Annotated in this window: 18 protein-coding genes; 13 read left to right on the forward strand and 5 right to left on the reverse strand. The window is 69.8% G+C overall.

Annotation, left to right across the window (positions count from 1 at the left end; translation table 11 throughout):
- Positions 1-36 precede the first annotated feature (36 nt).
- Entirely contained in the window at positions 37-417 is a 381-nt protein-coding gene (locus CCN37_RS36700; RefSeq protein WP_371505645.1) for a winged helix-turn-helix transcriptional regulator, read from the reverse strand.
- Between the two features lie 100 nt (positions 418-517).
- Between CCN37_RS36700 and CCN37_RS36705 the strand changes: the two genes are divergently transcribed.
- The gene (locus tag CCN37_RS36705; RefSeq protein ID WP_086829948.1) at positions 518-1417 is read left to right on the forward strand and encodes an NADP-dependent oxidoreductase; all 900 of its coding nucleotides are present in this window, start codon (positions 518-520) and stop codon (positions 1415-1417) included.
- On the opposite strand, the gene CCN37_RS36710 is transcribed toward CCN37_RS36705, so the two are convergent.
- The gene (locus CCN37_RS36710) at positions 1404-2012 is read right to left on the reverse strand and encodes a VOC family protein (RefSeq protein WP_086829950.1); all 609 of its coding nucleotides are present in this window, start codon (positions 2010-2012) and stop codon (positions 1404-1406) included. The genes CCN37_RS36705 and CCN37_RS36710 overlap by 14 nt on opposite strands.
- Positions 2013-2215: 203 nt before the next feature.
- Between CCN37_RS36710 and CCN37_RS36715 the strand changes: the two genes are divergently transcribed.
- From CCN37_RS36715 to CCN37_RS36735, 6 genes are all read left to right on the forward strand, one after another.
- Positions 2216-2998, forward strand: coding sequence for a contact-dependent growth inhibition system immunity protein (locus tag CCN37_RS36715; RefSeq protein WP_086829952.1), 783 nt, complete (start codon positions 2216-2218; stop codon positions 2996-2998).
- Between the two features lie 31 nt (positions 2999-3029).
- A complete protein-coding gene (locus CCN37_RS40390) occupies positions 3030-3191 on the forward strand; it encodes a hypothetical protein (RefSeq protein ID WP_168201033.1) in 162 nt (53 codons plus the stop codon).
- Positions 3192-3285: 94 nt separating this feature from the next.
- Positions 3286-4191 (forward strand): metal ABC transporter substrate-binding protein, encoded by a 906-nt coding sequence (locus tag CCN37_RS36720; protein WP_246843529.1) that lies wholly within the window; start codon positions 3286-3288, stop codon positions 4189-4191.
- Positions 4188-4919, forward strand: coding sequence for a metal ABC transporter ATP-binding protein (locus CCN37_RS36725; protein ID WP_086829956.1), 732 nt, complete (start codon positions 4188-4190; stop codon positions 4917-4919). Before CCN37_RS36720 ends, CCN37_RS36725 begins: the two co-directional genes overlap by 4 nt.
- On the forward strand, positions 4916-5791 hold the full coding sequence (locus CCN37_RS36730; RefSeq protein WP_210408378.1) for a metal ABC transporter permease: 876 nt from the start codon (positions 4916-4918) through the stop codon (positions 5789-5791). The genes CCN37_RS36725 and CCN37_RS36730 overlap by 4 nt, the downstream gene beginning before the upstream one ends.
- Positions 5792-5795: 4 nt before the next feature.
- Positions 5796-6461, forward strand: coding sequence for a metal-dependent transcriptional regulator (locus CCN37_RS36735; RefSeq protein ID WP_086829958.1), 666 nt, complete (start codon positions 5796-5798; stop codon positions 6459-6461).
- A 6-nt stretch (positions 6462-6467) separates the two neighbouring features.
- Here the strand turns inward: CCN37_RS36735 and CCN37_RS36740 are convergent, their stop codons facing one another.
- Positions 6468-7292, reverse strand: a complete 825-nt coding sequence (locus CCN37_RS36740) for a glutamate ABC transporter substrate-binding protein (protein WP_210408379.1) — start codon at positions 7290-7292, stop codon at positions 6468-6470.
- 247 nt (positions 7293-7539) lie between these two features.
- Complete coding sequence (locus CCN37_RS36745) at positions 7540-9933, reverse strand: cation-translocating P-type ATPase (protein ID WP_086829979.1); 2394 nt, start codon at positions 9931-9933, stop codon at positions 7540-7542.
- A 152-nt stretch (positions 9934-10085) separates the two neighbouring features.
- Between CCN37_RS36745 and CCN37_RS36750 the strand changes: the two genes are divergently transcribed.
- From CCN37_RS36750 to CCN37_RS36775, 6 genes are all read left to right on the forward strand, one after another.
- Positions 10086-10889, forward strand: a complete 804-nt coding sequence (locus tag CCN37_RS36750) for a 1-acyl-sn-glycerol-3-phosphate acyltransferase (protein ID WP_086829962.1) — start codon at positions 10086-10088, stop codon at positions 10887-10889.
- 51 nt (positions 10890-10940) lie between these two features.
- Positions 10941-11756, forward strand: coding sequence for an rRNA adenine N-6-methyltransferase family protein (locus CCN37_RS36755; RefSeq protein ID WP_086829964.1), 816 nt, complete (start codon positions 10941-10943; stop codon positions 11754-11756).
- A 152-nt stretch (positions 11757-11908) separates the two neighbouring features.
- Entirely contained in the window at positions 11909-12358 is a 450-nt protein-coding gene (locus CCN37_RS36760; protein ID WP_143261997.1) for a hypothetical protein, read from the forward strand.
- A 301-nt stretch (positions 12359-12659) separates the two neighbouring features.
- Complete coding sequence (locus tag CCN37_RS36765; RefSeq protein WP_086829968.1) at positions 12660-12896, forward strand: type II toxin-antitoxin system RelE/ParE family toxin; 237 nt, start codon at positions 12660-12662, stop codon at positions 12894-12896.
- Positions 12897-13068: 172 nt separating this feature from the next.
- The gene (locus CCN37_RS36770) at positions 13069-13500 is read left to right on the forward strand and encodes a hypothetical protein (RefSeq protein WP_143261998.1); all 432 of its coding nucleotides are present in this window, start codon (positions 13069-13071) and stop codon (positions 13498-13500) included.
- Positions 13493-13732 carry a hypothetical protein gene (locus CCN37_RS36775; RefSeq protein ID WP_143261999.1) on the forward strand — a complete coding sequence of 80 codons (240 nt, stop codon included), beginning with the start codon at positions 13493-13495 and terminating at the stop codon, positions 13730-13732. Before CCN37_RS36770 ends, CCN37_RS36775 begins: the two co-directional genes overlap by 8 nt.
- Here the strand turns inward: CCN37_RS36775 and erm are convergent.
- Entirely contained in the window at positions 13729-14523 is a 795-nt protein-coding gene (gene erm / locus CCN37_RS36780) for a 23S ribosomal RNA methyltransferase Erm (RefSeq protein ID WP_086829975.1), read from the reverse strand. The genes CCN37_RS36775 and erm overlap by 4 nt on opposite strands.
- Between the last annotated feature and the right edge of the window lie 136 nt (positions 14524-14659).

A 14659-nucleotide genomic window follows, 5' to 3' on the forward strand; every position in this document is an offset into this window, starting at 1 on the left:
GTGCGTTCAACGCACCAAACGGGTCGTTCAGGGAGGTCAGGAGTGGGTGGCGCGCGCGGCGAGGACGTCGGCGATGTGGGTCTCGGCCCAGGCCTTGATGGTGGCGAGCACGGGCAGCAGTGACACGCCGAGCGGCGTCAGCTCGTAGTCGACGCGCGCGGGCACGCTGGCGGTGACGGTGCGCGTGAGCAGGCCGTCCTGCTCGGCGGAGCGCAGCGTGTGCGTGAGCATCTTCTGGCTGGCGCTGGGCAGTGCGGACCGGAGTTCGCTGTGCCTGCGCGGGCCCGACGCGAGCTGGCTGACCACCAGGGCGGTCCACTTGTCGCCGATCATCGCCAGCACGTGGTGCGTGGGGCATTCCGCGAGGAACAGCTCGTGGTCGGCCTTGTGCACCTCGCGGCGCTGCTGCGCGGTCATCGTCGTCACGTCACTCGCTCCTCCCCAAGGCACCTCGAAGTGCCTCCTTCCGCGCAACAACCATCCGTCGCAGGCTGTTCCCACACGAAGGAGGAACACCTTGCGAGTCATCGAACTGTCCGAGTACGGCGGCCCTGAAGTGCTGCGACTTGCCGAGCGACCGGAACCGGGGGCAGCGCCCGGGCGCGTCCTGGTCAGGGTCGCCGCGAGCACCGTCAACCCGGTGGACCAGGCGGTCCGCGCCGGTTTCATGGGGGACTTCCCCAAGCCCGTGGTGCTGGGGTGGGACCTGGCGGGCACCGTCGTGGAGGACGCGGAGGGCTTCCGGGCGGGCCAGCGCGTCGCGGGCATGGTGCCGTGGTTCGCCTCGGCCCACGAGGGCACCTACGCCGAGGTCGTCAGCGTCGAGCCGGAGTGGCTGGCGCCGCTGCCGGACGGCATCTCCCTGGACGAGGCGGCCACGATCCCGCTCAACGCGCTCACCGCGAGCCAGGCGCTCGGCCTGCTCAAGGTCCACAGTGGACAGAGCTTGCTGGTGACCGGGGCGAGCGGAGCGGTCGGCGGCTACGCGGTGCAGCTCGCCGCGCGGGCCGGGGCGCACGTGATCGCGGTGGCCTCGGCGGGGGACGAGGACCACGTGGCAGGGCTCGGCGCGAAGGAGGTGATCGGCCGCGAGGACCTGGGCGGCCAGCGGGTGGACGCGGTGTTCGACGCGGGAACCGCCGGGCCGTCGCTGATCGGCGCGGTCCGCGACGGCGGCACCTTCGTCGCGGTGATCCCGCCCGGTCTGCCCGAGCCGGAGCGCGGCATCCGCGTGGAGCGCGTCAACGTCGTGCCGGACGCGGCGAAGCTGCGCGAGCTGGTCACCGCGGGGTTGACCACGCGGATCGCGGACGTGATCCCGCTCGCCGACGCGGCCGAGGCGCACACCAGGGCCGCCGCCGGGGGTCTGCGCGGCAAGCTGGTTCTGCGGGTCAGCGACGACGTCAGTCGAGGATGAGCCCGCCGCCCGGCCCGGCGAACTGCGCGATGAGCTGGGGTTTGCGGCCCTGCTCCACGGTGTAGGCGATGCCGAGCGAGCGCAGCGCCGCGCCGAAGCGAACGGGCTGCGGGTGCCGGACCGTCAGGGACAGCAACCGCAGCCCGCTCGGCAGGCTCGCGCTCGGGTGCACGGTGCTGCCCCAGTCGATGAAGGCCGGGTTCAGCTCGTCGGAGCCGGAGTTGGTCAGCCGCCAGGACAGCTTCGTCCCGTCCGGGCGCTCGCGGCCCATCTCCACGGCGTCACCCGGCTCCAGCCCGACCCCGCGGGTGCGCGTGATCATCCCGGGCAGGTCGGTGGTCCGGAACACCCAGCCCACCAGCCTCGGCTGCTCGATCCCGTCGACGCCGAACAGCCGTCGCCCGCGTGGGGCCGGCTGGCCGGGGTCCGGCGCGATGATCTCCAGGAACGCGCGGTTGTCCAGGGCGATCAAGGCGTTGTGCGTGCCCATCCCCCGGTGCCGTCCGCCGGGTGTCGCGCGCAGGCCGGTCAGTCGCGTCAGTTCGGCGACACCGTCGTCGAGATCGGGTACCGCGTAGACCAGGTGGTCCAGCATGTGGCCGCTCCGAGGCTGCTCGGGGAAGCGCCGACCGTATCGGCAGGCCCACCGCGTTGCCCAGGGTTCGGCGGAAAAACCGGCGAAAACCCGAAGGCTCGTTCCAGATCTTCGGTGCGGACACGGCCCCCGGAACCGGCCGCATCCACAGTGGACGTCGCGGGAGGTGCTGATCAGCGCGGCCGGGGCGGATAAAATCGGTCGTGCCCGCTGCGAAGAACGACGAATCGCTGATTCGCGACCTGCTCAAGGCTTTCGTGGTTGCCGCGCAGCGAGAGGTCCCTCGCGAGATGGCCGCCTTGATGTGCGCCGACGAGGCCGCTTCGTTCCTGGACGGCGTCCTCGACCCCGACCGCGATGACCCGGTTGAACTGGCCGAGGAGCCGATCGTCGAGGTCGTGGCCGTCCAGGTCTTCGGAGATGTCGCTCTGGCGCGCTTCGCCCGCGAGGACGATGACGTCTGCACCCTGTACTTCCGGCGCGAGAACGGCCGCTGGGCCGTGTGCGCGGACGCCGAGGACGACATGTCGTTGGAGCAGTTGGAGGACAACGCCTCGACCGTGAGGCATGCGCTGCACCGCAGGCCGATCGGGACCTTGAGCGCCGAAGAGCACCGCATCCTGCTGGAACGGCACGAAGGACTCCACGTTCTGCTGCCTCGCGTGCTGGTCCGGCTGACGTGGGAGCCCCTGCTGCGAGGGGAGAGCTTTCCGGGGGACGTGCTCGTCGCGGCGCTGAAGGTCGATCCCGCGCACTGGGGGGACGATCCCGAAGCCCTCGCCGGGATGGAGTCCGTCGTCAGAGCGGTGCACCGCCTGGGAGACCTCACGGAGCACGGTGCGCCGCACGACGAGATCTGGGGCTGCGTCACCGAGTTCCTCGCTCAGCAGAACCTGCCGCTGAGCGAACTGGTGGAGCCCGCACACGTCCCATCGCTGGAGATCCGGCGGGCGATCGTCGTCCCGGCGCCGACGGAGCTCGACTGAGCACTGCGGCGGCCAGCCTTGTCCACAATGGATGCCGATCACGAGAGGAACGCCAGCACCTTCGCGCTCGGCGAGCAGGGGGCGCATCCGCTGCCAGCTCGCGCCACGGAACCCGATGCGCATCGCCAGGCGCAGGCACCAGCCGATCGCCCTGGTCGGCGAGCGCTCGTTGCGGTGGCTTCCCGAGCACTGAGCAAGGCAGGTCGCCTTCTGAATCGTGACGTACGACGCCTCGTCGCCGGGCAGGGTCCTTCGCTAGGGTTTTCGGCATGCCGAAACTTCGAGTCATGTCTCGCCGAAAGGGTGTCGCGGGGGTGGTGGCCGTTGCACTGCTGGTCGCGGGATGCTCGGACACGGGCAGCGCGAGCGGGCGCAAGCGCGTGCTGACCACCTTCACGGTGCTCGCGGACATGACGAGGGCGGTCGCCGGGGACGCCGTCGAGGTCGAGTCGATCACCAAGCCGGGCGCGGAGATCCACGAGTACGAGCCGACGCCGAGCGACCTCAAGAAGGGCGCGGGCGTGGACCTGGTGCTGGAGAACGGACTCGGCCTGGAGCGCTGGTTCGACCGCTTCGTGCGCGACGGCAAGGCCAAGCGCGCCACGCTGAGCGCCGGGGTCGAGCCGATCCCGATCCGCAGCGGGCAGTACGAGGGCAAGGCCAACCCGCACGCGTGGATGTCCCCGGCCAACGCGCGGATCTACGTGCGCAACATCGTCACCGCGCTCTCCGAGCTGGACCCGGCCAACGCGCAGGTGTTCAAGGCCAACGCGGAGCGCTACGAGGCGCAGCTGACCGAGATCGACACCTTCCTGCGCTCGGAGCTGGGCAAGCTCCCGCCCAACCAGCGCGCGCTCGTCACCTGCGAGGGCGCCTTCTCCTACCTGGCCCGCGACGCCGGTCTGCGCGAGGCGTACCTGTGGCCGGTGAACAGCGACGAAGAGGGCACTCCGCAACAGATCGCGGCGACGGTGACCTTCGTCCGGCAGAACGCCGTGCCCGCCGTGTTCTGCGAGTCCACGGTCAACGACAAGGCCCAGCAGCAGGTCGCGCGCGAAACCGGCGCTCGGATGGGCGGCACGCTCTACGTCGACTCGCTCTCCGAGGAGGGCGGCCCCGTGCCGACCTACCTCCGCCTGCTGCGCTACGACGCCGAGACCGTCGTGTCCGGGCTGACCGGAGGCCGCAGATGAGCACCGCTGTCACCGCGCGCGGCGTCACCGTTCACTACGGCGACGTGCTCGCGCTCGATGATGTCGACATCACTGTGGAGCGCGGGCGAATCTGCGGACTGCTCGGCATGAACGGCTCCGGGAAATCGACGCTGTTCAAGTCGCTGATCGGCCTTGTCAAGCCCGATCGCGGCACGATCACCCTGCACGACAAGGACCCCGCCGCCGCGCGCCGCGAAGGTCTGATCGCCTACGTGCCGCAGTCCGAGGCCGTGGACTGGGCGTTCCCGGTCCGCGTGGTGGACGTCGTCGCGATGGGCCGCTACGGCGCGCTCGGTGGTGCCAGGCGGCTCAAGGCGGCCGATCGAGCCGCGGTGGACGCGGCCCTTGAGCGGGTCGGACTGACCGAACTGGCGGGCAACCAGATCGGTGAACTTTCCGGCGGGCAGCGCAAACGTGCTTTCGTGGCAAGGGGAATCGCCCAGGACGCGAAGCTGCTGTTCCTCGACGAGCCCTTCGCCGGGGTGGACAAGCGCTCCGAGGCCACGATCGTCGAGCTGCTGCGCTCCCTGCGCGAGGAGGGCCGCACGATCATCGTCTCCACCCACGACCTCGCGGCGGTGCCCGCGCTGTGCGACGAGGCGATCCTGTTGCGGCGCAAGGTGGTCCTGCACGGAGACATCGACACCGCGCTCTCCCCGGAGCACCTGGGCCGGGCGTTCGGACTGGACGGGGTGGTCACGTCGTGAACGTCATCGACTGGCTCACCGAGCCGTTGCAGTTCGACTTCATGCGCCGCGCCCTGCTCGTCAGCGCGGTCGCCGGGCTCGTGTGCGCCGTGCTCTCGTGCTGGGTCACGCTCATCGGCTGGTCGCTGCTGGGCGACGCCATCGCGCACGCGGTGCTGCCCGGCGTGGTGCTCTCCTACATCTTCGGGCTGCCCTTCGCCGTGGGCGCGTTCGTCTTCGGCGGCATCGCGGTGACGTTGATCGGCGTGGTCAGGGACACCACGCGGATCAAGGGCGATGCGGCGATCGGAGTCGTCTTCACCGGCCTGTTCGCGCTCGGGCTCGTGCTGGTGTCCAAGACGCCGAGCCAGATCGACCTCAACCACATCCTGTTCGGCAACGTCCTCGGCGTCTCCGACAGCGACATCGCGCAGGTGCTCGGCATCGGCGCGCTGACCCTGGCGGTGGTCTTCCACAAGCGCCGCGACCTCACGCTCTACGCCTTCGACCCGGTGCACGCGCACGCGATCGGCCTGCGCCCCAAGCGACTCGGCGCGCTGCTGCTGATGCTGCTCGCGCTGACCGTCGTGGTGGCGTTGCAGGCGGTGGGCATCATCCTGGTCTCCGCCATGCTGATCACGCCGGGTGTGACCGCGTACCTGCTGACCGACCGCTTCGAGCGCATGATCGCGATCGCGGTGGCCGTCTCGGTGAGCAGCTGCGTGCTCGGCACCTACCTGAGCTTCCACGCCGACAGCTCCACCGGTGGCACGATCGTGCTCTGCCAGGCGGTGGTGTTCGCGGTGGTGTACCTGTTCGCGCCGCGCAGGGGAGTGCTGGCGAGTTGGCGGAAGCGGCGGAGCGCCACCTCCGGGAGGGCCTCCGTAAGGTAGGGGCATGGCGACCAAGCGGCCCTCGTCTTCGATCGAGGACTACCTGCGCGCGATCTACGGGCTCGTCGAACGCGGGGTCGAGGTCAGCAACGCCACCCTCGCCAAACGGCTCAAGGTCAGCCCGTCCTCGGTCTCCGGCATGGTCGCCAAGCTCGCCGACCTCGGCCTGGTCACCCACGTGCCCTACCACGGCGTCGAGCTGACCGAGCCCGGCAGGCGCGCCGCGTGCGACGTGCTGCGCAGGCACCGGCTGATCGAGCTGTACCTGGTCGAGGAGCTGGGCTACACCTGGGACGAGGTGCACGTGGAGGCCGACGTGCTGGAGCACGCGGTCTCCGACGCGCTCGTCGAGCGGATCTCCGCCAAGCTCGGCCACCCCACCCGGGACCCGCACGGCGACCCGATCCCGGCCGCGGACGGCTCGGTGGAGCAGCCGCCGACGCAGCTGCTGCGCGAGCTCGAACCCGGGGCCGGCGGCGAGATCGCGCGCGTCTGGGACACCAACCCGGAGATCCTGCGCTACCTGGCGCACAACGGGATCACCCTCGGCGCGCGGATCGAGGTGCTGGAGCGCCAGCCCTTCGGCGGCCCGCTGGTGGTCCGGGTGGGCGAGCGCACCCACTCCCTCGGCACCGAGGTCACCGCCGTGCTGCTGATCCGCGTCTCCTAGCGCGGTTCAGCGCTCGGTGATGGCGGGCGGGTTCGGCAGGGGGTAGCCGGAGGGGCCGAGGTGCTTCTCGAAGGACCGGCGCCACGCGCCGCTGGAGATCATCTTCTCGATCGCGGCGTTGATCCTGGCCTTGCCGTCGACGTCCTCGCGGCGCAGCCCGACGCCGTAGCGCTCCTCGCTGAAGGGCTTGCCCACCAGCTTCAGCAGCTCCGGGTGCTGGGTGGCGAAGCCGGCCAGGATCACGTCATCGGTGGTGACCGCGTCCACGTTGCGCACCAGCAGCGCGTTCACGCACTCGCTGTAGCGGAAGTACTCGACCAGCTGGGCGCCCTTGGCGTAGCGCTCCTTCACCTTCTGCGCGGAGGTGGAGTCCTTGACCGAGCACAGCTTCTTGCCGTCCAGCGACTCCGGCCCGGTGATGGTGGTGGTGCCCTGGCTGACCAGCAGCCCCTGCCCGGCGAGGAAGTACGGCCCGGCGAAGCCCACGCGCTGCTTGCGCGCCTCGGTGATCGAGTAGGTGGCCACCACCAGGTCCACCCGGCCGTCCTGGATCATCGCCTCGCGGTCGGGGGCCTTGGCCTCCTTCCACACGATGTCCTCGGCGGCCACGCCCAGCTCGTTCGCCACGTAGGTGGCCACGTCGACGTCGAAGCCCTCGAACCAGGTGTCGGTGATCTTGCGCCCGAGCCCCGGCTGGTCGAAGCCGACGCCGATGGTGAGCTTGTCCGTCGCGGCGGCCCGCGAGGCCACCGAGTTGCCGTCCCCCTTCGCCGCGCAGCTCGTGCCGAGCAGGGCGATCGCGAGCAGGGCAGCACCGAACCGGAATCTCACACCGCGCTCCTTGACGAAAACGCCTGCCCCCGCCCCGCGCACGCGGAAAACGAGGACCATGTCGTTATCCGAAACTATTCCGCGTCAGTCGAGCGGTCAAGCGATGATCATGAGCCGTCGCCCTAACGAAACAGGATCGTGAATTTCGGGCAGGAAAGAAATGTGTGTTCTTTACCGATATCCGATCTATCCGGTGCAAAAAGAACGGCGGGCCGGAAGAATCCGGCCCGCCGTTCACAGCGGAGTCTCAGTCCAGTTGCGGGGCGCCGAACAGCTGTCGCCGCTCACCCCTGATCCGGCCGTCGATCCACCAGAACGCCTCGATCAGCACCACCCCGATCGCCACACTGACCAGCGCGGGAGTGATCACGGCGGGATTGGACGGGTCGAGCTGGAAGAACGTCTGGCTGACCGGGATCAGCAGCAGGCCGAGGTACATGGCGGCCATCGCGGCCAGCAGCGCGACCTTCCACCAGACGTAGGGCCGGGCCACGATCACCAGCACCCAGAGCGCGATCCCGCCCAACGCGATGAACGTTCCGGTGCTCGCCTGGACCACCGTGACGCCCGCAGTTCCGTGCGCGTTGAGATAGGTCACAAATGCCGCGACAGAGATCACCGCGCCCGCCGGGATCGCCATCCGCATCACCCGCGAGACGAAGCCGCTGCGCGCCCGCTCGTAGTTCGGCGCGAGCGCCAGGAAGAACGCGGGAAGGCCGATGGTGAACCAGCCGAGGATCGTCACGTGCCTCGGCAGGAACGGGTAGGGCAGCTGCGCGATGCCGACCATGAAGGCCAGCAGCACCGAGTACACGGTCTTGGTGAGGAACAGGTTCGAGACCCGCTCGATGTTGCCGATCACCCGGCGGCCCTCGGCCACCACGTGCGGCAACGTGGCGAACTTGTTGTCCAGCAGCACGATCTGCGCGACCGCGCGGGTGGCCGGGCTGCCCGCGCCCATGGCGACGCCGATGTCGGCGTCCTTGAGCGCCAGCACGTCGTTCACGCCGTCGCCGGTCATCGCGACGGTGTGCCCCTTGGACTGCAGCGCCCCGACCATCGCGCGCTTCTGACCCGGGGTGACCCGGCCGAAGACCGCCGCGCCCTCCACCGTGTCGGCCAGCTGGTTCTGCTTGTCCGGCAACGTCCGCGCGTCCACCGGCCGCTCGGCGCCGGGCAGGCCGAGCGAGCCCGCCACCGCGCCGACCGACAGCGCGTTGTCGCCGGAGATGACCTTGACGTCGACGTTCTGCTCCGCGAAGAAGTCCAGCGTCTCCTTGGCGTCCGGCCTGATCCGCTGCTCCAGCACGACCAGCGCCACCGGCCGCACCACGCCCGGCGCCTGCGCGTCGTCCACCGCGAGCGAGCCGCGGCCCAGCAGCAGCACGCGCAGGCCCTGAGCGCCCGTGCTCTCCGCCTCGGCGCGCACCGGGTCGTCCTCGGCGAGCAGCACGTCCGGCGCGCCCAGCACCCAGTCGCCCTCGCCTGCGAAGCTCGCTCCGCTCCACTTGCGCGCTGAGGAGAACGGAGCCGCGGCGCTCAGCTGCCAGCCCGGCGCGTCCGGATGCGCCTCCGCGATCGCTTCCAGACTCGCGTTCGGGCGCGGGTCGGCGACGGCGAGCGCGGCCAGCGCCTCGTGCACGCGGGCCTGCGGGTCGAGCACCCGCACCTCCGACAGCCGCATCCCGTTCTCGGTCAGCGTGCCGGTCTTGTCCGCGCACACCGTGTCCACGCGCGCGAGGCCCTCGATCGCTGGCAGCTCCTGCACCAGGCACTGCCGCTTGCCCAGCCGGATCACCCCGACCGCGAAAGCCATGCTGGTCAACAGGATCAGGCCCTCCGGCACCATCGGCACCAGCGCGGCCACCATGCCGCTGAGCGCGTCCGGGAGCGCCTGCGAGTTGTTGAACAGCTGGTTGTAGATGCTCAGCGCGCCCGCCGGGATCAGCAGGAAGGTGATGAACCGCAGGATCTTGTCGATGCCGGAGCGCAGCTCGGAGGACACCAGCGTGAACTTGCTGGCCTCCTCGGCCAGCTTCGCCGCGTACGCCTCGCGCCCGACCTTGGTCGCCCGGTAGGAGCCCGTGCCCGCGCAGACGAAGCTGCCGGAGAGCACCTGGTCGCCCGGCTGCTTCACCACCGGGTCCGACTCCCCGGTCAGCAGCGACTCGTCGACCTCCATGCCCTCGACCGCGAGCGCGACGCCGTCCACGACGATCTTGTCACCGGGGCCGAGCTCGATCACGTCGTCGAGCACCACCTCGTGCGGCGCGACCTCGACGGAGACGCCGTCGCGGCGCACCACCGGCTTGGCCTGGCCGACGATGGCGAGCTGGTCCAGCGTCTTCTTGGCGCGCAGCTCCTGGATCATGCCGATCGCGCTGTTGGCGATGATCAGCAGCCCGAACAGCCCGTCCGGGACCACCCGCCCGATCGCCACGATGATCCCGAAGAGCACCGCGAAGATGGCGTTGATCCTGGTGAAGACGTTCGCCCTGACGATCTCGCCGACGGTGCGGCTGGCCCGAGCTGGCACGTCGTTGGTCTGGCCCGCCGCGACCCGCCTGCGCACCTGCTCGTCGGTGAGCCCGCGCAGCGGATCGACCTCGTCGGTGGTGACCGGAGTTCCCGTTGTCGACACGCCGCGATGGTACGGCCGCGCGGCTGAGAGCGGTGCCACCACGCACAGGGGGTCACCTGCCTGAACGCTCTCAGTCCCGGCCCCCTACCATTCCGCCCCCGGAGGACTGCACCACAAGCAACTGGACACATAGCAACTGGGGGACCGCCACCATGACGAACTCCGGCTGGATGCCCGTGTCGCACTGCGGCCAGGACTGCATCGACGCACAGGCGACGCCGCCGAAGGTGTGGCCGACGACCAAGGCGTGGCGCGTGCTGGTGGCGCTGTTCGTGCTGCTCTTCGCGATCCCCGTGCTGTCGGTCCAGCGGCTGGTCAGCGCCGAGCGGGGCCGCCGCCTGATGTCCTCGTGGTGCCGCATGCTGCTGAGCGCGCTCGGCGTCCGCGTCCAGGTGCACGACCTCGCCGAGGGCAGCGGCACCGCGCTGCTGATGGCCAACCACGTGTCCTGGCTGGACCCGGTGGTGCTGATGGCGGCCCTGCCGATGCGCGTGGTCTCCAAGACCGGCATCGGCGAGATCCCGATCATCGGCGGCCTGGCCAGGGGAGCTGGCACGATCTTCATCGACCGCCCCCGGCTCTCCCAGCTGCCCAGCGTCGTCGGCCAGATCACCGCCGCGCTGCGCGAGGGCACCAACGTCGCGGCCTTCCCCCAGGGGACGACCTACTGCGAGCCCGCCAAGGGTCGCTTCCGCCCCGCGCTCTTCCAGGCCGCCGTCGACGCCGGGGTCCCGGTCCGCCCCGTGCTGCTGGACTACCGGCTCCGCGACGGCAGGCCCACCGCCGCCGCGTCCTTCCTCGGCGACGAGAGCATGGGCACCGCGATGGGCCGCACCCTGAACGCGCGCGGCCTCGTCGTGCACCTGCGCCTGATGCCCGCCGTCCCCGGCGAGCCCGCCGACCGCCGCGCCCTGTCCCTGGCCGCCGAGGAGGCCGTGTCCAAGGTGCCCGCCTGAGTACCGGTAACATCACCGCTGCTCATATCCCTTCGTTGATGGTGGTGCCGCTTGTCCCGTGGGCCCCGTTCCACCGCATCCGGCCTCCACTTCCTCCGCTCGAAGCAGGTCGGTGCCGAACTCGTCGCCGCCTCCGGGGTCGGCCCTGACCACCTCGTGATCGACTTCGGCGCCGCCGTCGGCTCGATCACCACCCCGCTCGCCGAGACCGGCGCCAGGGTGCTCGCCGTCGAGCGCGACCCCGGCTTCGCCGAGCGGCTGACCAAGAAGTTCGCCGACTCCGACAAGGTCCGCGTCGTCGACGGCGACCCGCGCTCGATCCCGTTGCCGCGCAGGAAGTTCTGGGTGGTCTCCAGCCTGCCCAAGCTCACCGCCAACGACGTGCTGCGCCGCCTGCTCAACCCGCCGAGCAGCCCCTTCGCCGGGGCCGACCTCGCGCTGGAGTTCGGCGTCGCCAAGAAGCTCGTCGCGGCCCACCCCGCGGCCCTCGAGGTCGCCTGGTGGTCCTCCCGCTTCGACATCCGCGTGCGCAGCCGCCTCGCCGCCACGAACTTCCAGCCCAACCTGCGCGGTGACGCCGCCCACGTCTCCATCCGCCGCCGCGAGGGCTTCACCCGGCAGACCGACCGCGTCCTGTGGACCCTGCTGCACGCCGCCTACGGCGCCCCCGAGCGCGGCGCGCGCACCGTGCTGGCCAACTCCGTCCCCGGCAACCGCGCCAAGCGCATGATGAACGACGTCGGCGTCCCCGGCGGAGCCCCCGCCGAGGTGGTCACCATCCAGCAGTGGAGCCAGATCGCCAAGGAACTCGGCCAGGACAAGACCATCAGCTGGCCCGCCATCCCCAAAACCCTCGACAAGCCCTGACCCGTACTCCGCCTCGGCCGTACGCCCTGAATGACTCATTGGTGTACCTCAGCTCCCTGAATGAGTCATTCAGGGAGCTCACCGCACCAAACGGGACGTTCGCGGCTCGCTGTGCGGGCTCGTTGCGGGGTCCGCAAAGCGGTCTCTTGCGGGTGGACGCGCTGGACCTCCCGCCCACCCCGCCAGGTCTGCCAGCCGACTCCTGGGTCAACACCATCCTGGAGGCGCGTGCGCTGTTGCCACGCCAACTCCTGGAGCTGTTCGCTCAGTCGGTCGACTCAGCTCAGGCCGACGACCTGCCGTACGTCGTCTCCGATTGGGCGATCTTCGCTGGACGGCTGCACAGCGCGGAGCACCAAGCCGATCAGGCTCTCCTCGACGAAGGGCGGATGGACGAGGTCGTCGGCGACAGCCCGCTCACGGTCACCCCCAGGGGCGGCGCTGAGCTCGGGCCGCTGGCGCCCGGGGACCGGATGTTCGTGGACGGTCGGGAAGTCGTGTGGGTCGATGAGCAGCTACACCGTGGCTTACTCGGCCCAGTCGCAGAAGACGCTCCGTGCCCTCCCTTCTTCTGTGAGAGAGGAGATCGAGGCGAAGGTTGAGCGGTACACGAGTTTCGCCTCCAACCTCACCGGCGGACACCATCGCAAACACGAGGTTCGTGGGCTCGCTTCACCGCTGAGTGCGTGATCTGGCACGACGTGCGCAGCCTCACTGTCTTGCAGATCAACGTTCGACTGCTCTAGATGGGCCCGAAACCTGTTGCGGGGTCCGCAAAGTGGTCTCTTGCGGGTGGATCTGGTGGATCTCCAGCGGGGGAGTGCGCGAGCATTCGGCCATGCCACACGTGTTCTTCTTCAAGCCGTCGCTGCCCGTGCGCCTACCGGGAAGCGGTACGGGTCCGTGAGCTACCACGTCGCCTATTCGCCTCAGGCGCAGCGAGCACTCGTCGCCGTCCCCACTTCGATCAGGGAAGCGATCGAGGCGAAGATCGACCGATACGCCAGCGTCCCGCACAACCTGACGGACGGGCGCTACCGCGATCACGAAGTCCGTTGCAGCGAATTCGTTGCCCGGTGCACGATTCGGCACGAGGTGCAGCGGCTCACCGTCATGCAGATCAAGGTGCACCTGCTCTAGTGCTTGTCCCGCAAGAGGTTCGCGCACGCCGCAGTGCGCACCGAACGACCCTTTCAATGCGCTCAACGCGTCAAACGAGCCGTTCGCGGTGATCCTGTTGCGGGGTCCGCAAAGCGGTCTCGTGCGGGTGGATGTGGTGGAGCGCCAACGGAAGATGCGCGAGCATTCGGCCATGCCATCGGTGTTCCTCGACAAGCCTCCGTTGCAGGTGCCCTCCGCGTTGGGCTTGAGCGATCGCACGAAGGACTACGACGACCTGCCGCCGACCCCACCGGGACTTCCTGAGCATTCCTTGGTGAGAACGGTTCGGCAGGTTCGCGAGCTGGTGCCGCGCCAACTCGTCGAGTTGCTCTCCGCGGCGATCGACACCTCCGACGCGGATGACCTGCCCTGTGTCGTCTCGGGCTGGGCGGCGTTCGCCGGGCGGTTGCACGACCCCGAGTACCAGGCGACCGTCGACCTCCTCGAAGAGGATCGCCTCGACGAGCTGATCGGCGAGGAGGTCGTGCAGGAGCCGCCGGTCGCCGATACCGCGCCGTGCCCGCCACCCGCTGGGCAACGCGTCTTCTTCGGCGGTCGAGAGGCGGTGTGGGTCGATGAGTAGTTGCAGCGTGGAGTACCTGCCCGCCGCGCGGAAGGTGCTCAGCTCCGTCAGCTCAGCGGTGCGGGCGGAGATCCAGGAGACCCTCCGACGACGGGCCGCCTTCGCGTCCAACATCTCCTGCGGCAGCCACCGCCGCTTCGAGGCCGCGGGCTCAGGAGTCGTCGCCACCTACGTGATCCGCCACGAGGGGAACAGGTTGGTGGTTCTGGAGATCCAGGTGCGCGTGCTCTAGCGGCGGCTGGGGTTGAGCGCGCGGTAGAGGTCGACCCACACGTCCGGGTGGGCGAAGGCGACGACGGTGTCCTGGCGCAGGCCAACGTCCTCGAACGCCTTCGAGACCCGCTTCGGCGTGTACATCTTGGACAGCGACGCGCGCAGGTTGCCGCCGATGCCGGTGAAGCCGAGCGCGACCAGCTTCTCGTAGTCGCGCAGCTCCTTCGGGTGCAGCAGCGGCTTCTCCCTGCGGGCGATGTGCAGGATGCCGGAGTCGACCTTGGGGATCGGGCGGAAGTGCTCGCGCGGGATCTTGCCGCACAGCTCCCACGAGAACAGCGGCCACGTCTCCACGGTCCGCTGGCTCCACCTGCCGTACCAGCCGCTGCGCTTGCGCGCGTACTCCAGCTGCGTCATCAGCGTCGCCGAGGTCAGGTACCGCGCGTCCAGGCACCAGTCGACGATCGCGGAGGTGATCGCGTACGGGATGTTGGCGACCACCTTGAACGGCTCGGCGGCGGGCAGCACGCGCAGGAAGTCGCCGAAGTCCAGCTCGACGTTGTCCCACCGGCGCAGCTTCGGCTCCAGGTCCCGCGCGAGGTGCGGGTCCACCTCGTGGGTGACGACGTAGCGCGCGCGCTCGGCGAGGACCTCGGTCAGCACGCCCTCGCCCGCGCCGACCTCGAATACGAGGTCCTCCCGGCCGACGCGAGCGACCTCGACCATGCGCCGCAGCGACTTGGGGTCACGGAGGAAGTTCTGCCCGTAGACCCTGCGGTTCTCGTCCCGTTCACTGCGGCGCGTCGACACCCCGAAAGCCTCTCATGCCTGTTCTGGCGACGAGACCCGGTCCACGGTCCAGCGGATGACGTTGTCCTGCAAGGAAACCTGGACGATCACCGGGGTCTCGGTGCCGTCGTGCCTCGCGAGCAGCTGCACGAGCTGC

This window comes from Allokutzneria sp. NRRL B-24872 (genome assembly GCF_002155965.1).
Taxonomy (GTDB): domain Bacteria; phylum Actinomycetota; class Actinomycetes; order Mycobacteriales; family Pseudonocardiaceae; genus Allokutzneria.